Genomic DNA, 18,898 nt, shown 5'->3' on the forward strand with positions numbered 1-18,898 from the left:
GGTTTTGCTGCTGCGGTTCCAGGCGGAGGCGGCGGCGTTCTTGATGCATTTGCCCTTGCCGTCGCCGGGTCCCTTGAAGTCGTAGCAGGTGGGCTGCGTGGTGGCGTAGTCGTCGATCGATCCGGTGAAGTCGGAGACCGATCCTTGGTTGTTGCTGTTGAAGTAGTAGCAGAACTCGCCGGTATCGCAGACGCCGTCGCGGTTCGCGGCCGAGGCGGACGGTGCGGTGGCGAGGACCGTCCCGCCGAGCGCCATCGCGGCGGTCGCCGTGGTGAGGATCCTGGTGAGCGTTCTCATGCTGTTCTCCTTCTGTTTGCGGTGCCTGGGTTTCGGATGGATGAGTCAGCGGCGCTGGGACTCCTCCCAGGTGCGGATGGTCACCTTCGGGCCGTCGTCCGGGCCACGGCCGGCGAGTCCGTTCAGGCCGAGGTAGTAGTCACCGATCTGCTGCTGGGCCTGGCCGGAGAGGCTTGTGTCGCTGATGGCAGCGGCGTGGATGTGCCACGGCCAGTCGTCTTGCTGGGGGCTACGCAGCCACGCAGCGAAGCCGACAAGGCGCAACGCGCGGACGACCGCGGTGCGGGTGGCGGAATTCATCCCCTTTACCGAGATGTCGACGACGCCGCCGCCGTCGTGGGTGCCCGCGGACGTGGGGTCGCCGCCGGGGTTGTACGAACCCTGATCCAGCTTGAGGTCGCGGCCGAGCAGCCGCTTGGCCTCCGCCAGCATGCTTCGCGTGCGGGCGTTGATGACGAAACCGCCGGTGGACACCCGGGTGCCCGGGTCGATGATGTCGGTGACCTTGAAGCGGCCGGCACCGAGCCTGGTGAGCGACGTCTTGCCTGGCAGGCCGTTGGCGTCGAGACCAGTGAGGCCGAGTGACTTCTGGTAATTCGCATAGGCGGCGACCGTTGTGGTGCCGAAGTAGCCGTCCACCCACTTTGCGTCGAGAAAGCGTCGGTCACGCAGCGCCTGCTCAACGAGGAGCACGCTGGCCTTGGCGCCCGGGGTCAGCGTGCCGTCGGGCCGCCGAGGGTCGATCTGGGCCGCCTTGACAGCGGCTTCCATATTCAGGCTCGGAAGGGCCTCAGCGTCAGCCATCTGTGCCGCCGACGCCTCGGACGCTCCAGTCAGCGAAGCGAACAGGACAGCCGCCATGAGGGCAGCGGCGCATGAGGGCAGCTTCATCGTTACTCCTGGTTCAGGGGCTGGGGCGATTCCTGTGCGGCGGCATCCAACGTTTCGGTTCGCTCACGTGTCCGCTAGAAGATCGGTGTTGTCAGCCTGTTCGACAGGCTCCCCGTACGGGCGTACGCGCCGTTTGACAGGTGATCCGATGGCGAGAAACGCCAGCTCAGACCGGGTTATGAGGCGGTACATGGGCTCGCGTTCGTCAAGATGACCCCACAGATGCCTGAGGCGGCCACTTACGAGGGCGGCCCGGTTCTCGAACGCTCCGCGAACGGCCGGCGGGTCCCGTTGCCGCCCGATGTGGGGCTTGCGTAACTGAGGCCGATATGGCCGCACTGCAGCAGGCCAGCGACTTGCGGGCTCAACTGGCTGCGGTCGGGAACCGGCTGCGGAGTCCGGCCATCAGGAGCGGCTGCGGCGGCTGGTGGCCGACGGCCGGCTCCGACACGAAGGGACCGGGCTTTGCGCGAGCGCTGGCCGCTCAGCTCATGGCAACGCACGACTCAGCGAGCACGAAAGTCCTCTCCTAGCCGCCAAGGCGGATGATCCCCCGCGTGGCCGCCACGGTCACGGCGGCGGTGCGGTCGTCGACGTCGAGCTTGGCGAAGATGTGCAGCAGGTGGGTCTTGACCGTGGCCTCGCTGATGCACAGGTGGGCGGCAATGGCCTTGTTGCTCATCCCCTGGGCGACCGAGCCCAGGACCTCGATCTCCCGGCCGCTGAGGGCGCCGGGCGCGTCGGCGCGCGCCCACGACAACACCCGGGTCGCGATCGCCGGCGACAGGGCGCTCTCCCCTCGGGCCGCCGCCCTGATGGCGTCGAACAACTGCTCACGGTGGGTGTCCTTGAGCAGGTAGCCGATCGCTCCGGCGTCGATGGCACGGGAGATGTCGCTGTCGGTGTCATAGGTGGTCAGGACGATCACCCTGGCGCCGGGGTCGTGCTCGCGGATCCGGCTGATCGCTGTCGCGCCGTCGAGCTCGGGCATCTGCAGGTCCATCAGCGTGACATCCGGCCGCAGGTCACGCGCCAGCCGTACCGCGTCCGAGCCTGAGACCGCCTCGCCGACCACCTCCAGATCGTCCTGGGTGCCGAGCATCGCCCGGATGCCGTCACGGACCACCGGGTGGTCGTCGGCGATCAGGACCCGGATCAAGCCCCGCGCGGTCATCGCGCCACCGCCGGGAGGCTGGCCACGATCGTGGTGCCCTCCCCGGACGCGCTTTCCACGAGGAGCGTGCCGCCGAGCTGCTCCATCCGTTCAAGCATGATCAGCAGGCCGTGGCCGGCGGCGGCCCGCTCGGGATCGAAGCCGTCGCCGTCGTCGTGGACATCCAGCACGACCAGGTCCTCCATGTACGACAGGGTCAGGGTGACCTGCTCGGCATGGGCGTGGCGGCGAGCGTTGGCGACCGCCTCCTGCGCCACCCGCAGCAGCTCCACCTGGATGTGCGCGTCCAGGGGCCGCAGCGCCCCCGTGATCACGGTGTGCGCGTCGATGCCGGTCTCGTCGGACAGCCGACCCGACAGCCGCCGCAGCGCCTCCGGCAGGCCGCCGTCGTCGAGCTCGCCGGGCCGCAGCGCCCGCACCACGCGGCGGCTTTCCGCGAGGTTCTCCCTGGCCGCCCGCAACGCCTGGGTCAGGTGCCGGTCGTCCGGCAACCGCTCCTGCGCCGCCTCCAGCAGCATCACCACGCTGGCGAACCCCTGGGTCAGGCTGTCGTGGATGTCGCGAGCCAGCCGCTGCCGCTCGGCGGCCACGCCCGCCTGCCGTTCGGCAGCCGCCCGCGCCTCCTGGGCGGCCTGCAACTGGTCGATCAGCTCCTTGCGCTCGGCGCTCTGCCGGGCCACCGAATAGAAGTACCCGACCGAGGTGGCCGCGCTGATCGCGATCAGCGCGGTGATGGCGATCTCGGTCCAGGTGATCGACCCGCCTTCGTGGTAGCTGTGCCACAACCAGCCCCCGGCACACGACAGCACCGCGACCAGTCCGACGCGCACGGCGTCCATGCAGTACGGGACGAGCACGCTCAGGCAGACCACCAGGAAGGACGAGTCGGTCGCGAACAGCCCCAGCCAGAGCAACCCGCCGCCGACCACGTACGGCAGGGGCACTTCACCCGCGGGAGGTGTGTGCAGCACGAACCACACCGCATACCAGGCGGCCAGCCCGGCCACGAGCGCCACCGGCAGGACCTGACCCACCTCCATCAGCGGCCCGGCCGAGGTCAGCACCAGCCACGAGGCGAAGAAGGCGTGCTGCCATCGGCGCCGGGACCGCTCCCATGACTCCACAGCACCGACGATAATCAGCCACCCGACGGTCCGGCATCAACCAGTCGACTGACCCGGCGATCGGTGTCCCGCTCGATGTGCGCGCAGCCGCACCGGAGCAAGACTCGACGGCGTGACAGCCATCCCCAGTCCGTCCCAGGCCGTCTGGTACCTCGGCCCGCTGCCCATCCGCGCCTACTCCCTGCTCATGGTGCTCGCCGTCGCCGTCGGCATCTGGGTCACCCAACGCCGCTGGACGGCCCGCGGCGGCGAGCGTGGCGTGGTTGGGGACATCGCCACATGGGCCGTGCCGTTCGGCCTGATCGGTGCGCGGATCTACCATGTGGCCACCGACTGGCAGCAGTACTTCGGCCCCGGCAAGGACCCCCTGCGCGCCTTCGCGATCTGGGAGGGCGGGATCAGCATCTGGGGCGCCGTCGCCGGCGGCGCGCTGGGCGCGTGGCTGGCCTGCCGCCGGCGCGGCATTCCGCTGCGCGACTTCGCCGACGCCGTCGCGCCCGGGATCGCACTTGGGCAGACGATCGCCCGCTGGGGCAATTGGTTCAACCAGGAGTTGTACGGCAGACCGACCACCCTGCCTTGGGCGCTCGAGATCGACCCTGCTCACCGACCGCCAGGCATGGAATCCACGGCCACCTACCACCCGGCCTTCCTTTACGAGTCGCTGTGGAACCTGGGTGTGGCCGGGCTCGTCCTCTGGGCTGAGCGGCGCTTCCGGCTGGACCGTGGCCGGGCGTTCGCCCTGTACGCCGCGGCCTACACCGCCGGCCGCGCCTGGATCGAGTGGCTGCGCATGGACCCCGCCCCTCTCATCCTGGGGCTGCGCTTCAACGTCTGGACCGCGCTGCTGGTCTTCGGGGCGGCGGTCGCCTACCTGACCGCCACCCGCCAGACGCCGACCACTGACCCCCGGCCTGCGGGACGAGGATGAGCGGGCTCTCGGCGCCCGCCGCCCAGGGTCCAACGGGTCAGCCGCAACCGCGCCTGCCCACATTGGCGACCCGATCGGCGGCCGGGACTGTCCGCGGCGCCGCGGCGTGCCGAGATCGCGCGTCCGGAGCGGTTCGGGTCAGACGGTTGTCTCGCGTCGGTTTCGAGTGGCCGAGCGAGCCACGCGGCGGCCGAGTTCCTGAGCCGGTTGCTCGATGAACCGGTAGCTCAGGGTGGCGCAGGCGACCACTATGGTCAGCAGCGCCACGGACCATGTGATCCGCCCGGGGAGGGAGACCTGAGCGGCATCCGGGATCAACCGTCGCATGGCCTGCACCGCGAGGGGGTGCAGCAGATAGACGGAGTAGCTGATCAGCCCGACGCGTACGAGGAAGCGAGGCAGAGCGGAGGACCGCAGAAGACGGCCGATCACGAAGGTCAGCCAGGCCGCCGCCACGGCGGCTGACCAACTCCACCTGAACGCCAGCGCCTGCTCGTCGGACATGCCCCAGCCGGGGCCGAACCAGATCGCGGCGGCGATGGACACGACGGGCACCAGTCCGATCACCCATCTCGTCACCCTCCGGTGGAGCTGCCCATGGTCCAGTCGATAGAGCGCCGTCCCGGCGAACATGGTGGACACGATGGCCAGGCTCTGCCAGGCCCCGATCCGGCTGTTGACCCCGAGCAGTACGACGGCCAGGACGGCCACGGCGGCCGCACCGCATAGTCGTACGCGATGACCACCGCCGAGGATCGCGGCGAGTCCCATCATCAGCACAACGGTCGCGATCAGTACGACTAGGTCACCGCCGAGACCGCGTGACAGGGCGCCGGCCGGAAGCACACCGCCCACGAGCACGCCTGCCATCGCGAAGGTGAGCGTGCCGGTGGTGCTCCCGCGGTGGCCGAAGACGAAGATCGCGGTCACCAGCAGGTAGAACGCCATCTCGTAGGACAGCGTCCAGAACACGTTGACGACACTGACCACCTGAAGGAAATCTTGGAGCATCGTCAGGTGAGCGATGCCGGACGCGACCGGGTGGTCGCTCAGTTGACTGGGCAGGGCCGAGTACACCTGGACGAGACCGAACACGGTGCCGATGATCGCCGCGACGATCCACAGAGGGTAGAGGCGGAACAGGCGGCTGATCCAGAAACCGGCTACGCTGCCGCGCCGTTCGAGCGAGGCCGGCACCACATAGCCGCTGACGAGGAAGAACACCATGACGCCGTATTGCCCGAAGTCGAACCATGGGCTGATGTTCGCGCGAATTTCGGGAAAGAGGGGATCCAGCAAGTGTTCGAAGAGCACGGCGAGCACGGCCACACCGCGTAGTGCGTCCAGCCAGGTCTGTCGGCGGGTCGGCGAAGGCACCTGCGTCTGGACCACGGCCTGCAGCCCGCCGCCCCCTTCCCGAACGGCCAGGTTGTTAGGCATCTGGTCACGCTATGGGGTCAACCTGAGCGAACCCTTAGAGTGAACCCAGGTGGGGCAGGTGAACGGCCTTCTGCGCTGGCCCCATGGCCGGACCCGGATGTCAAGCGAGTGGGTCAAGAAAGCTTCGTATGCTAGCCCGTCCTCGTGTCCATCGTCATCGGTGGTTCGCTGTTCGCGTGCCTGGAGCAGGATATTCGAACGGGTGTGCTCCCGAGATGATGCGGCGGCGCTCAGCGGGCGCTTGATCACGACGCTGTGTGCCGGCGTGCCCTCCGGTCCCGATCCCGTCGCCTTCCGCCGTGAGCTGCTGTCGGCCGGCGGCGACCAGCAGGCCGCACATCCACCTGGATGCCCTGTCCGCCGTGCCGGCCTTTACAGGGCTGGTGTTCCAGAGCGGCGCTTACGTAAGGATGCGGCTACGTCGTGGACCACGCAGTCCGACGGCACGATCCGCGCACTCGGCAAGTGCCTGGACGTGGCGGGCGCGAGCAGCGCCAACGGCACCAAGGTGCAGATCTACGACTGCAACGGCACCGCCGCGCAGCAGTGGACGGCCGCCTCCGACGGCACCCTGCGAGCACTCGGCAAGTGCCTGGACGCCACCAACGTCAGCTCGGCCGACGGCACGCCCCTGCAGATCTGGAGCTGCGGCACCGGCGCCAACCAGAAGTGGACGCTGCCCTCCGGCGACGGCACCCCCAGTCCCGGCAAGCTGCCCGGCGCCCCGTACCTCTACATGGGGTGGGGGAGCCCGCCCAACCCGGGCACGGTCATGGACGCGACCGGCGTGAAGTCCTTCACGATGGCCTTCATCCTGTCCGGCGGCGGCTGCACGCCCCGCTGGGACGGCTCGCGTGCGCTGACCGGCGGCGCCGACCAGCAGGCGATCAACACGATCAAGTCCAAGGGCGGCAGCGTCCAGATCTCCTTCGGCGGCTGGTCGGGCAACAAGCTCGGCCCCAACTGCAGTACGCCTGAGGCGTACGCGGGCGCCGTGCAGCAGGTCATCAACGCCCTGGGACCCGCGGCTGTCGACTTCGACATCGAGAACACCGACGAGTACGAGAACTACACCGTCCAGGACCGCATACTCAACGGCCTCAAGATCGTCAAGGCGAACAACCCGAACGTCAAGGTGGTCGTCACCTTCGGCACCTCCACCAGCGGCCCGGCCGGCGCGGGCACCCGACTGATCAACCGGTCGAGGGAGCTCGGCGTCCCGATCGACAACTACACGATCATGCCGTTCGACTTCGGCGGCGGGTCCAACATGTACCAGAGCACGGTCAACGCGGCCGAAGGGCTGAAGAACGCTCTGAAGTCGGCGTTCGGCTGGTCGGACGCCACGGCGTACGCGCACATGGGCATCTCCGGCATGAACGGCCTGTCCGACCAGTCGGAGGTCACCTCGGTCGCCACCTGGACCCAGATCCGCGACTACGCCAACTCCCATGGCCTGACCAGGCTCGCCTTCTGGTCGGTCAACCGCGACCGCCCCTGCTCCGGAGGGCTGTCCGAAACCTGCAGCGGCGTCTCCCAGAACGCCTGGGACTTCACCAGACTGACGGCGGGGTTCTGATGCGTGCCCTGGTCGTCCTCGTGCTGATCGCGGCCGGGTTCGTCCTCATGCCGGTCGCCCAGGCAGCCGTCCCCACCGGCCTGACCACCGTGGTCGCCAAGCACAGCGGCAAGTGCGTCGACGCCCGCGCCGCCGCCACCGCCAACGGCACCGCCGTCCAGCAGTACGCCTGCAACGGCAGCGGCGCGCAGCTCTGGCAGTTCCAGGCCACCAGTGACGGCTACTACCGGGTCAACAGCTCGCTCAACGCCGCGCAGGCCTGGGACGTGACCGGTGTCTCGACCGCCGACAGCGCGCCGGTCCAGCTGTGGGCCTACGGCGGTGGCAACAACCAGCAGTGGCTTCCGGTGGAGGAATCCGGAGGCACGTACCACCTGGTCAACAGGAACAGCGGCAAGTGTCTCGACGTGCCGGGCGCCTCCACGGCCGACAGCGTGCAACTGCAGCAGTACACCTGCAACGGCACAGCGGCGCAGTCGTTCACCCTGTCGGGTGGCGGCGGTGGCCCCAATCCCGACCTGGGGCCGAACGTGCGCGTCTTCGACCCGTCGATGCCCGCGTTCACAATCCAGTCGCAGCTCAACTCGGTGTTCAGCCAGCAGCAGTCCAACCAGTTCGGGTCCAACCGGTACGCGCTGCTGTTCAAGCCGGGCACCTACAGCGTGGACGTCAACGTCGGCTTCTACACCCAGGTCCTTGGCCTGGGACAGACGCCGGACGCGGTGACGATCAACGGGGCCGTGCACGCCGAGGCCGACTGGTTTGGCGGCAACGCCACGCAGAACTTCTGGCGCTCCGCCGAGAACCTCTCGGTCTCCCCGGCGGGCGGCACGGACCGGTGGGCGGTCTCGCAGGCGGCGCCGTACCGGCGAATGCATGTGCGCGGAAACCTGCAGTTGGACGACGGCGGCTGGTCGAGCGGCGGGTGGATCTCCGACTCGCGGATCGACGGTCAGGTCAGGTCCGGGTCGCAACAGCAGTGGATCTCCCGCAACTCGGCCTTCGGGTCCTGGAGCGGGTCGAACTGGAACATGGTCTTCGTCGGGGTGTCCGGCGCGCCGGGCAACACCTTCCCCAGCCCGCCGTACACGACGGTGGGGCAGACGCCGGTGGTACGGGAGAAGCCGTTCCTCTACATCGACGCGGCGGGGGCCTACCAGGTGTTCGTGCCCGCGCTGAAGTCGAACTCCACCGGGGTGTCATGGCCGGGCGCAGGCACGTCGCTGCCGATCAGTCAGTTCTTCGTCGTCAAGCCGGGCAATACCGCTGGTGACATCAACGCGGCACTGGCCGCGGGCAAGGACCTGCTGGTCACGCCGGGCGTCTACCACCTGAACGACACGATCAGGGTCACCAGGGCCGACACCGTGGTGCTCGGTCTTGGGTTGGCGACGTTCGTACCCGACAACGGCATCACGGCGATGACCGTCGCCGACGTGGACGGCGTCAAGATCGCCGGGCTGCTGATCGACGCCGGGACCACGAACTCGGCGACGCTCATGCAGGTCGGCCCGGCGGGCTCGGCGGCCTCCCACGCGGCCAACCCCACCTCACTGCACGACGTCTTCTTCCGCGTCGGCGGCGCCGGGGTGGGCAAGGCGTCACAGAGCCTGGTGATCAACAGCGACAACGTGATCGGTGATCACACCTGGATCTGGCGGGCCGACCACGGCAGCGGCGTCGGATGGAACACCAATACGACCGTCAACGGGCTCGTCGTCAACGGCGACAACGTGACGTTCTACGGGCTGTTCGTCGAGCACCACCACCAGTACCAGGTCATCTGGAACGGCAACGGCGGGCGGACCTACTTCTTCCAGAACGAGATGCCCTACGATCCGCCCAACCAGGCGTCCTGGATGAACGGCTCCACCCGGGGCTGGGCCGCCTACAAGGTCGCCGGTTCGGTCACCTCGCATGAGGCCTGGGGGCTGGGCAGCTACTGCTACTTCAGCGCCAACCCCGCGGTGGTGGCCGACCGGGCCTTCGAGGTGCCGAACACGCCGGGGGTCCGCTTCCACCACATGGTGACGGTCTCCCTGGGCGGCACCGGAACCATCGCCCACGTCATCAATTCCACGGGAGGCCCAAGCAACTCCTCCACAAACGTCGCAAACCTCACCGAATACCCATAACCCGCCAACGCGTCCTCCCCCTTTGCCGAAAGGGGGAGGACGAGCCCGCGTCGGCTGACATACAGGGCGGATGGGGCGGTTCATAGCTGTCTCTGAGAAAGGTGTGTGGCGCCGGCCCTCAGGGGGCGAGGGCCGGGCGGGGAATGGTTAGGAGGCGGCCTGGCGGATGAGGTCGGCGACGGCGGCAGGCTGGGAGACGTAGACGGCGTGGCTGCCGACGACCTCGACAACGGTCGCGCTCGCACGCTCGGCCATGGCTCTCTGGGCGGGCGGCGGGATCATGCGGTCCTCGGTGGCCACCAGGTACCAGGCCGACTTGTGCCGCCAGGCGGGCTCGGTCACCGTCCCCCCGAGGGCGTCGACGCCCCACGGGACCTGGGAGTCGGCCATGAATGCAGCCTCCTGGTCGGGCAGGTCGGCGGCGAAGGAGCCGTGGAACTTGTCGCGGTCGAGGAACAGGAACCCTTCCACGGGCGGCAGGATCGGCGGCACCGGCGCGCCGGGCGGCGGGTCGGCGATGATGGCGTTGACCGACTCGCCCTTGTCGGCGGCGAATGCGGCGATGTACGCCAGCGACGCCACGTTGGGGTGGGTGCCCGCCTCGGTGATGACGACGCCTCCGTAGGAGTGGCCGATCAGGACGGCCGGGCCGTCGAGCGAGTCCAGGACCCTGCGGGTCACCGCGACGTCGTCCTCCAGCGACAGCGTCGGATTCTGCACGACGTAGACGCGGAATCCGGTCCTGGTCAGCTCGTCGTAGACGCCCCGCCAGCCGGATCCGTCCACGAAGCCACCGTGCACCAGTACGATGTTCTTGATGGTCATGGTCGCTCCTGACCTGGATGGACAGGCCCGACGCCTGTCCCAGTGCGCTCAATCCAAGCCGCGTGGAAGATCACAGACCACGCAGAACAGCACGCAGAAGTAGGGCTGCGCGTCAGGATGCGGCGGTCGCCAGGTTACGGCAGCGGCTGCTCGACTCGGTGTCTCCGATGGCCTCGTACACCTCAGCCGCCCGCGCGTAGGCGTCGCGGCTCTCGTCGGTCCTGCCCGCGTCGGCCAGCAGGGCGGCCAGCGTCTCCAAGGCGCGGGCCTGCGGAGCGGGCAGCTGAGCCTGCTCCATGAGGCTGATCGCCTCGGTGAGTTTGATGATCGCCTCGGCTCGCCGGCCGAGCAGTCCCAGACATTCGCCGACGCGGGCGAGGGCGATCGGGCGGGTGAACGCCGTGATGCCCGGCGTCATCCCGGACTGCTCGTCGTTCACCAGGGCCCACAGGTCGAGATACTGCTCCAGCGCCTCGGCGTAATGTCCGGCGTCGCGCAGGCAGGAGCCGAGGGCGCCGAGACACTGGGCGTAGGAGTCGATGTCGCCGTCGGCCTTGAACATCTGCGCGGCCTGGGTTTCCGCTGCGGTGGCCTCATCGAGCCGTCCGAGCCTTCGAAGCGCGCCTCCACCGGTGTGGCGCGCCGAGGCGATCTGCGCGGTGGCGCCGCTGTGGGTGGCCAGATCCAGGGCCTGGTTTGCGTATCGCAGTGCGGTTTCCGGGTCGTCTCGGGGTATCAGGTGAACCCAGGCCAGCAAGTTCAGCTGCCTGGCCTGCCGTACCGGATCATCTAGGGCGGCGGCGGCCTCGGCACCGAGGGTGAAGACCTCCTGCCAGTGTGGCGCGTGCATCCACCGGTCGGAGAACCAGTCCATGGACTCGGCGCAGTCGAGGACGGCGGAGTGCCGGCCGGCAATCGCCGCCGTCCGTAACGCACCCAGCCAGTTGTCCACGTTCACACGCAGCCAGTGGTCGGCCTCTTCCGCGGAGGAGAGACCAGACTCGGGACCGCCGTAGGCGGGTTCGAACCACCGCCCGGCGCTGGTGGCCATGCGCAGCAGCCACGACGTCATCGTTACGGTGAGCGCGTCGCGCTCGGCGGCGGTTTCCTCCTCCTGGAGCCGGTGGCGGGCGAACAGCCGGACCAGGTCGTGGAAGCGGTAGCGGCCAGACGTGCTGTCCAGCAGCAGGCCGAGGTCGACGAGCTCGTCGAGGGCGACCCATGCCCCCTCCGTCGAGGTCCCGGCCACCACCGCGGCGAGAGCGGCGTCGAGATCCCGGCCCGGTATCAGGGCGAGCCGGCGGAACACCTGCCGGGTCGGGGCTGCCAGCTGCTCGTACGACAACCCGAACGCGGTCGCGATCTTGAGGTCGCCGGCACGCAGCTGGTCCAGACGGCGCTCCTCGTTCGTCAGCCGGGCGGCGAGATCGGCGGCATCCCAACCGGGCCTGCTGACCAAACGATTTCCGGCGATCCGCAGGGCGAGCGGGAGCCCGCCGCACAGCTGTGCGAGCTGCAAGATGGCCGATCCCTCGTCCGGGGCGCCGCGGTCTTTCAGGATTGCGGTGAGCAGTTCGGTGGCCGCCAGCAGGGGCAGGGGCCCGAGGCTGAGTCTGCGCACTCCTTCCAGTCCGGCCAGCAGCCGGCGGCTGGTCACCAGGGCCTTGCTCGCCCCGCCCGGCAGCAGCGGCCGGACCTGTTCCTCGGAGGCGGCGTTGTCGAGTACGAGCAGCACGCGCCGCTCGCGCAGCAAGGACCGGTATAACGACGCGCGCTCGCCCGGGACCTGCCGGTCCGCGACGCCGAGCGCGCGAAGCAGCAGGTCCAGGGCCTCATCGACGGGCAGCGGCCGCGCAGACATGCCGAACAGGTCGAGGAAGATCACCCCGTCGGGGAAGTCCCGCCGCAGGGCGTGGGCCGCGCGCACGGCCAGCGTGGTCTTGCCCAGCCCGGCAGACCCGGTGATGAGCCCCACGCCCGGCGCGTCCCCGGCATGCACGAGATCGCCGGTCCAGGCCAGTTCCGCGGCTCGGCCGGTGAAGTCGTCGACGGATCTGGGCAGCTCCCACGGCCCGGTCGGGCGGGTCCAGTGGTCCCGAAGGCGGCCCTCCCGGGCCAGCTCGACGAGCTGTTCGCGGTCGGCCTCGGTCAGATCGAGGGCATCGGCCAGCGCGGTGACGGTTCGTTGCTGAGGGCCCTTGCTACGTCCGCGCTCCATGTCCGACAGCGTTCTTGCACTGACCCCGGAGGCCTCGGCGAGCTGCTCCAGGGTCAGGCGTGCCGCGTGCCGGTGGCGGCGCAGCACCTCCGCGAAGCTGGCGATGGCTACTCCTTCTACGCGAGAGGAACGGGCGTCATCGTAACTCGGTGGTCATGCCGGCCCCAAGGTCAGGCGGCGGACTGCCTCCCGACGGTGGCCCGCTGGGCGGCGGCGTCCGCGAACGAGGGCTTGGCCGGCGCGCCGTATCTGCTCGGCCAGGCCTGCACGAGCGCCATGATGAACACCAGCAGCGCCACCGGATCGATCGCTCCTCGCCGCGCGCGGCCTGTACCGCTTCCTACCGAAGGTGCTGCGAGCGCATCGCCTTGTCACCCCGGGCACCCTGCTGGCCTGGCATCGTCGTTTGATAAACCGCTCGTGGACCGTGGATGAGCTGTTCGGCAGGCGCAGAAGATCGACCGGCCATGGGCTCCATCCTTTCCACCCGCAGGAGCCTCCATCAATGCCGGACGGGTTCATACTGGCGACCTCGCTGGAATCTTTGGGACGGCAGGGCGTCCGAGGAGTGGGGCTTGGATCGCGCCGGAGTCAGGGCGCCGCCACTAGAGGGGTGACCACGCACGCTGACAAGGCGGCAGCGACACGGCCTCTGGCGGAGAGCCGGGACGGGTCAGTTCGGTGGCGGGGTCACGGCTACAGGGCAGTGGACTTCGGATAGCGCAGCCTGGGTGACCGCTCCCAACAAGGTGCCTGGCCTGGAATCGAGCCCACGGCGTCCCAGTACGAGCAATGTCGCGGCCTTGGCGGATTCGACGATCGCGCGCGGTGGCCGTTCGGCCACGAATTCGGTGGTCACCGGCACATCTGGGTACTTAGCGGTCAGCAGCGGCACCGCTTCCTGAAAGCGGGCTTCCGCTCCCGCACGCATCATTGCGGCGTCCACAAAGGGAAGCTGATCAGGCCCTGGCAGGGCTCCGGGATCCCACCAGCCGCAAATGGCCCTAACCGTCCCGCCACGCAAGGCGGCCTCCTGCAGGGCGAAGCCGAAGGCCGCCTGACTCGCGGGGGAGCCGTCGACACCGACCACGATCCGTACGCCGCCTTGATCCATCGGCTCGGCTGCGGGCCGTACGACAACGACCGGCCTGGCACAGTGCGCGGGGACCTGCACGGCCGCGGACCCCACCCGAAGATCTTCGAAGCCTCCCATCCCTCGGGAACCCAGCACTACGAGCTCGGCCTCGTGCGCGGCCTCCAGCAACACGGCCGAGACCGGGCCCTTGGTCAGCAACGGCCGGGCCTCGATGTCGGCGCCGAATTCGCGTGCGTGGTCGACACCGTCGTGCACCACGGTGGTGGCGACGTGCTCGACCTGCGCCAGTGCCTGCTCGCTGATGGGGCGCAAAGGGTATGGCCATTGCCAGGCGTGACAGACCACCACGGGAAGCTCGCGCAGCCGCGCCTCTTCGACCGCCCAGCGCAACGCCTGCTCGCTCCCCGGCGATTCGTCGTAGCCGACCAGGATGAACCGCCCGCCCTCACGATCGCTCACTCTGCCTCCAAAGGGGGAGCTGTCTGCTTTGGAGGGTTAACTTCCCTCCGTTGCCGGCCGGACACTCCTCGCAGGGCGCTCCGCGCTGCGCTAGGAGGCGCTCACCTGGCGGTCTCGTTCTGCCGGGCACTCGACATCCCGGCTCGCTATGCATTCGGCTACTCGCCGGATGTGGACGAGTCACCGGATCCGGCGCTCACGGAGTTCGCCGCATGTATGGAGGTGCCGAAGCGCACCTTCTCGATGCCGCTGTGCGTGGCGATCTCGATGACGAGACGTGACAAGAGGGTGCCGCTTGGCGGGGGAGTCGGTGTCCGCTGGGCAGTCAGAAAGCCACATCTGACGGGTCGTTCGTCACTGTGGTGGACGCATCGCCTTGATGAGGGTGTCGAGCGGCACACGGGCGAATCCGATACGGGTGTCGCTCGCCCCGTAGGGCAGCCACACTGCGTCATCGTGGAGCAGGCCGCCGCAGGAGTACACGACGTTGGGCACGTAGCCTTCGCGTTCGGCGCCGTCGGCGGTGAGGATCGGGCCTGGGAGTTCGGCGATGACACGGTGTGGTTGATGGGAGTCGAGCAAGAGGGCGCCGATGGCGTAGTCGCGCATGGGGCCGACGCCGTGGGTCAGGACGAGCCAGCCGAAACTGGTCTCGATAGGGGATCCGCAGTTGCCTGTCTGGATGAGTTCCCAGCCCCGGCGGGGAGTGTGCAGGGGCACCGGCCGTTGCCATCTGTTGTGCCGGTCGAGGGTCGTGAGACCGATGGTCTCGCCATCGGAACGGCACAACGCCAGACTGCGTCCGCCGACCGGTCGTGGGAACAGCGCCATGCCCTTGTTGACGGCGGCGGGACCCCGCATGGGAGTGAGCTCGAAATGGCGCAGGTCGTGGCTGGTGATCAGGTGTGAGCGTATGTGCTGCCCGTCATAGGCGGTGTAGGTGGCACGATACGACGGCCTGCCGCTCTCGTCGACGATTCGCACGAATCGCGCGTCCTCCATGCCGTTGCACTCGGTTGCGGTCGCCGGCCAGAGAACTCGCCGGTGAAGTGGCAGATCGGCGGGGAAGGCCACGGCGTACTCGGAGCGCGTCGCACGGCGCATTTCTTCCAGGGTTTGCTGCGTGGTGGTACGGGTGAGCAGATCGGCGGGGAGCTGGGCGATCGCGTATTCGAAGCCGTCGTCTTCGAAACGTTCCGGCAGGGATCGCAGCATGCTGGCCGTGACTTCGTTGTCCCAGGCGTTGTCGGAGAGTCCGGCGGCGAGCAGGTCGCGCCGATGGTGGGTCGAGTGCCGGCGTCCGACGGACAGCGTTCCGGAGCGGTCTGCGATGGCCAGGTCGGAGTCGGGCCCGAGCAGTGCGGTGGCGAAGCCGATGGATGACAGGTGTCCCTCGCCGATCTGCCGCAGGCTGATGGCCGTGCGGAGCTGTCCGGGGCGCAGGCCGGACTGGTCGGGATGGGGCACCATCGAGGGGTTGCACACCGCCGCGCCCTCCACGGCGTATTCGTGACTGAAGTAGGCACCCACGAGGAGTCGGGTTGGCAGGGAAAGGTCGACGTCGCGTGGCACGCGGTGGCGGACCAGATCGTAGTGATGGGCGAAGGCCGCTTCGAGGTCATAGTGCCGGCCGCCGAATCGCTGCAGCGTCTGCTGGAGCATTTCGGTCGTCTGGTCGTGGTCGAGGAGCATGATGCGGTCGATCAGCGCGGACGCCCGGGTACGGGTGAGCGCGGCGTCCTCGCCGGGCACGAAGAGCTTGATGATCACTCTTCGCGGGTCGGGAGTGAGCATCGGACCGAGCCGTGTGGCCAGATCCCCGCTGGTCATGAGAGCCGCCCGGCATGCTGCATGGTGGAGATCAGCGCGATGGTCGACTCCGCGCCCTGGTTGAGGTTCGGGCCGTGCTCGGTCAGGCCGTCGTAGCCTCCGCCGGTCGCCGGGTCCCACATCGGAACGCCGGCGTCGTTGGCGCCCTGGAACCACGCCACCGACCGGCGTACCTTCTCCTGCCACGAGGGGTCGCCGGTCACGAGTCCGGCAGTGGCGCAGGCGTCGGCGAGCGCGGCCACCTCGATCGGCTGCTGGTCGTAGTGGGGCCGCGGCGCGCCCTGCCGCCAGCCGGCGACGGGCACGACCGAGAGCCGGCCGTTCCTCGTCTGGATGTCACACAGCCACTCGAGCATGCGCAGGCCGCTGCTGAGCAGCTGCCGATCACCGCGCAGGTCTCCGCCGGCGATGATCAGCTCGGCGAGCGCGGCGTTGGCGTACGTCAGATGTGGCTGTGGCCACGGCCAGGAGGCATTCTCCGAGGGAGTGCCGATCGCCTCCACGGCGTCCGTCAGCAGGGCGGCGGCCACGGTGCTGTCCGGACTGGCGCGTAGGACCTCCGCCGCGCCGAGCCCGGCGAAGGCCATGGCGCGCGGATGCGGGGAGCGCTGTTCGGCCCCGAGAGCGAACGCGTGCAGAGCCTCCTTCCGGATCCAAGGAACGGAGTTGCGGGCTGCCGCGGTGCCCAGGCCCCACATCGCCCGGCCCCACCAGTCGCCGACGCCTGGCCGGTCGCTCCAGCGCCGGTCGAAGGAGAGCCGGTTGCGGAACGCGCCGGAACGATCCTGAGCGTGCGTGACGAAGGCCAGATAGCACTCGACCAGCCGGATCAGCCGGTGGGTAGGGAGCGGTTCCCGGCTGGCGATGACGAGCCCGCGGGCGACGTCGTCGGTGCAGTAACCGTGATGACGCAGGGCGACGGCGCGCCGGGCATGCTCGAACAGGCCGGTGTCGTCGCTCAGCCGGAGCAGGTGCTTGAAGCCGGGAGTGGTAGCGCTCACGGCAGCATCGCGGCCGTTGTGGCCGGCCGTTTCGCGAGGAGTGACCGGACGAGGCCGTCGTATCGGGCCGCGACCGCGGGCCACAGCAGGGACGGGATCAGGGCGCGGGTACGTCCGGTGAGATCGTCGGCGAGCCCACGTTGCGTGAGGACACGGCGTATGGCGGAGGCGAGCGCATCGGGGTCGCCGTGGGGAACGAGCAGCCCTGGACCGCCGGTGAGCAGCTCCACGGCGTGCGGGAAGGAGGTGGCGACGACCGGCACGCCCGCGGCCACGGCCTCGATGAGGACACCGGACGTGACCTGCTCCACCGAGTCATAGGGCAGCACGACGACGTCCGCCGAGCGGACCAGCCGGCTCAGCGAGTCCTGAGCCCGGTAGATGGGGTCGTGGTGTACGGCCGTGGACACTCCGAGCCGGGCCGCGAGCTCGTACAGGCTTTCGCGATAGGCCTCGCCCTGGAGCTCCAGCACCTTGGGGTGGGTCTTTCCGGCGATCGTGTAGATCGGTGACGGGTCGAGGTCTCCCAGGAGCGCGAGCGCGCGCAACGCCCACTCGATGCCTTTGCCAGGTCCGAGCAATCCCCAGGTGAGCAGGTGCGGACGGGGGTGGCGCCGAGCCGGGATCCGCAGGTGGTCGGCGGCTCCGTGCGGTATGACGAACACCTTGCCGGCGTCCACCCGGTAGCCGGCCATCAACCGGTCACGAGCGGTGCAGGTCATGGTCACGATCGCGCCGGCGGCGGCCCCGATCTTCTCGAGCAGGGCTTTCTGCCGGGGAGTGGGCTCGGCCAGGACGGTGTGCAGGACCACGATGCTCGGCACTGCGAGGCAGCGTAGCAGCGGCAGGACGTCCCGGCCGTCCGCGCCGGGGTAGATGCCGTACTCGTGCTGCACGATGGCCACGTCGAAGTCCTCGAGAGCCGCGGCCGCGGCCTGCCAGCCGCCGGGGTTGCTGGGAGTCCAGGTGTGTACGACCCCGGGCTGCGGCCGTTCGTCGTCGCCTTCCGCGGTGACACGGACGATCCCGCCGAAGGCGCCGTCCATGGTGAGATGGGCGGCCAGAGCGGAGTTGAAGGTCGCGAGCCCGCACTGGGTGGGCGGGTGGGTGCTGAGAAAGCCGTATGTGAGGGCCAACTGCCATGCCTTTCGGTCATCCGGCCGCACCAGAATGGATGCCGATGCGGCTCGCTCGGTGAAGACGGCTACCCCGTCTGCCTGTGCGGTGGAACCCGGAGCCCTCACCGGGGGCCCGCCCTCATACGGGGGCCCGGCGGTCGCGACCCTCAGCCGATAGCGTGGTCTGCGGCTACCTGACACTATCAGTCGCTAACTTTGTCCTTACATCTCGTGGTAAAGGCGCAGATTGCCCGCCATCATCCGATCTGCACTGAACCTGCGTCCGGCCTGCGCCCGATGCGATGGGCGTCGCCGTGATGACTGCCTCCTCGACGCCACAAGAGGTGTGTCATCTCTCCTGGATCAGGAGAGCCGGTCGTCGAGGTTGGCGACTGCTGGATCTCCCGGTGCCGGCCGCGTGGGTTCCAGCCAGCCGAGCCGCCGGGAGAGTCGTCTGGCGCTGTCGATGACGGCGGCGACGTGAGTGGAGGGGCTGGTCTCGTGCCAGAGGAGCGACCACGGGTACTGGGCGGCGGGCTCGGTCAACGGACGCCAGGTGGTGCCGGGCCGGTTGGAGGATTGGGAGGGGGAGGGGACGCAGAAGACGCAGCGGTGCTGGAGGCCGTACAGCCGCGACCATCCGGGATCTCGGTCAGCCTGCGGCTGGGCCGCGGGCTTGTGATGGCGGGGCGGCGCGGCGGCGTTGGATGCGGTCGTGGTCGGGCCAGTGCACGTTGTTCGCCCAGCCGAGCCGTTCGAACAGGCGGATCACTTCGGCGG

At 69.1% G+C, this 18,898-nt stretch carries 17 protein-coding genes; 3 read left to right on the forward strand and 14 right to left on the reverse strand.

Annotated features, from left to right (window positions below; all coding sequences use genetic code 11):
* The 4 genes from AB0J09_RS19240 to AB0J09_RS19255 form a co-directional block, all read right to left on the reverse strand.
* Positions 1-297, reverse strand: a 297-nt coding sequence (locus tag AB0J09_RS19240) for a peptidase inhibitor family I36 protein (RefSeq protein WP_360692351.1), incomplete at its 3' end; no start/stop codon positions are given.
* Between the two features lie 45 nt (positions 298-342).
* The gene (locus AB0J09_RS19245) at positions 343-1,068 is read right to left on the reverse strand and encodes a peptidoglycan-binding protein (protein WP_360692354.1); all 726 of its coding nucleotides are present in this window, start codon (positions 1,066-1,068) and stop codon (positions 343-345) included.
* 649 nt (positions 1,069-1,717) lie between these two features.
* Positions 1,718-2,362: a response regulator transcription factor gene (locus AB0J09_RS19250; protein ID WP_360692357.1), complete on the reverse strand. Its 645-nt coding sequence runs from the start codon at positions 2,360-2,362 to the stop codon at positions 1,718-1,720.
* On the reverse strand, positions 2,359-3,486 hold the full coding sequence (locus tag AB0J09_RS19255) for a sensor histidine kinase (RefSeq protein WP_360692360.1): 1,128 nt from the start codon (positions 3,484-3,486) through the stop codon (positions 2,359-2,361). Before AB0J09_RS19255 ends, AB0J09_RS19250 begins: the two co-directional genes overlap by 4 nt.
* Positions 3,487-3,598: 112 nt before the next feature.
* Between AB0J09_RS19255 and lgt the strand changes: the two genes are divergently transcribed.
* Positions 3,599-4,417, forward strand: a complete 819-nt coding sequence (gene lgt / locus AB0J09_RS19260; RefSeq protein WP_360692364.1) for a prolipoprotein diacylglyceryl transferase — start codon at positions 3,599-3,601, stop codon at positions 4,415-4,417.
* Between the two features lie 138 nt (positions 4,418-4,555).
* Here lgt and AB0J09_RS19265 read toward each other — a convergent pair whose 3' ends face one another.
* Positions 4,556-5,857, reverse strand: a complete 1,302-nt coding sequence (locus AB0J09_RS19265; RefSeq protein WP_360692367.1) for an acyltransferase — start codon at positions 5,855-5,857, stop codon at positions 4,556-4,558.
* Between the two features lie 202 nt (positions 5,858-6,059).
* Here AB0J09_RS19265 and AB0J09_RS19270 point away from each other — a divergent pair, with 202 nt between their 5' ends.
* Together AB0J09_RS19270 and AB0J09_RS19275 are read left to right on the forward strand one after the other, a co-directional pair.
* A complete protein-coding gene (locus tag AB0J09_RS19270) occupies positions 6,060-7,436 on the forward strand; it encodes a ricin-type beta-trefoil lectin domain protein (protein WP_360692369.1) in 1,377 nt (458 codons plus the stop codon).
* The gene (locus tag AB0J09_RS19275; protein ID WP_360692372.1) at positions 7,436-9,571 is read left to right on the forward strand and encodes an RICIN domain-containing protein; all 2,136 of its coding nucleotides are present in this window, start codon (positions 7,436-7,438) and stop codon (positions 9,569-9,571) included. The genes AB0J09_RS19270 and AB0J09_RS19275 overlap by 1 nt, the downstream gene beginning before the upstream one ends.
* A 147-nt stretch (positions 9,572-9,718) precedes the next feature.
* Here AB0J09_RS19275 and AB0J09_RS19280 read toward each other — a convergent pair whose 3' ends face one another.
* From AB0J09_RS19280 to AB0J09_RS19320, 9 genes are all read right to left on the reverse strand, one after another.
* Positions 9,719-10,396 (reverse strand): alpha/beta hydrolase, encoded by a 678-nt coding sequence (locus AB0J09_RS19280; protein WP_360692375.1) that lies wholly within the window; start codon positions 10,394-10,396, stop codon positions 9,719-9,721.
* Between the two features lie 112 nt (positions 10,397-10,508).
* Positions 10,509-12,701 (reverse strand): helix-turn-helix domain-containing protein, encoded by a 2,193-nt coding sequence (locus AB0J09_RS19285; RefSeq protein WP_360692378.1) that lies wholly within the window; start codon positions 12,699-12,701, stop codon positions 10,509-10,511.
* A gap of 83 nt (positions 12,702-12,784) precedes the next feature.
* The gene (locus AB0J09_RS19290) at positions 12,785-12,913 is read right to left on the reverse strand and encodes a hypothetical protein (protein WP_360692381.1); all 129 of its coding nucleotides are present in this window, start codon (positions 12,911-12,913) and stop codon (positions 12,785-12,787) included.
* 374 nt (positions 12,914-13,287) lie between these two features.
* Entirely contained in the window at positions 13,288-14,169 is an 882-nt protein-coding gene (locus AB0J09_RS19295; protein WP_360692384.1) for a universal stress protein, read from the reverse strand.
* 158 nt (positions 14,170-14,327) lie between these two features.
* On the reverse strand, positions 14,328-14,453 hold the full coding sequence (locus AB0J09_RS19300) for a hypothetical protein (protein WP_360692386.1): 126 nt from the start codon (positions 14,451-14,453) through the stop codon (positions 14,328-14,330).
* Positions 14,454-14,523: 70 nt separating this feature from the next.
* Positions 14,524-15,999 carry a glycoside hydrolase family 130 protein gene (locus tag AB0J09_RS19305; RefSeq protein WP_360692389.1) on the reverse strand — a complete coding sequence of 492 codons (1,476 nt, stop codon included), beginning with the start codon at positions 15,997-15,999 and terminating at the stop codon, positions 14,524-14,526.
* Positions 15,996-17,000 carry a glycosyltransferase gene (locus AB0J09_RS19310; RefSeq protein ID WP_360692392.1) on the reverse strand — a complete coding sequence of 335 codons (1,005 nt, stop codon included), beginning with the start codon at positions 16,998-17,000 and terminating at the stop codon, positions 15,996-15,998. The genes AB0J09_RS19305 and AB0J09_RS19310 overlap by 4 nt, the downstream gene beginning before the upstream one ends.
* Positions 16,997-18,136, reverse strand: a complete 1,140-nt coding sequence (locus tag AB0J09_RS19315) for a glycosyltransferase (protein ID WP_360692394.1) — start codon at positions 18,134-18,136, stop codon at positions 16,997-16,999. Before AB0J09_RS19315 ends, AB0J09_RS19310 begins: the two co-directional genes overlap by 4 nt.
* A gap of 345 nt (positions 18,137-18,481) precedes the next feature.
* Positions 18,482-18,664, reverse strand: a complete 183-nt coding sequence (locus AB0J09_RS19320) for a hypothetical protein (protein ID WP_360692397.1) — start codon at positions 18,662-18,664, stop codon at positions 18,482-18,484.
* Positions 18,665-18,898 lie beyond the last annotated feature (234 nt).

Source organism: Nonomuraea sp. NPDC049784 (genome assembly GCF_040659615.1).
GTDB lineage: Bacteria > Actinomycetota > Actinomycetes > Streptosporangiales > Streptosporangiaceae > Nonomuraea.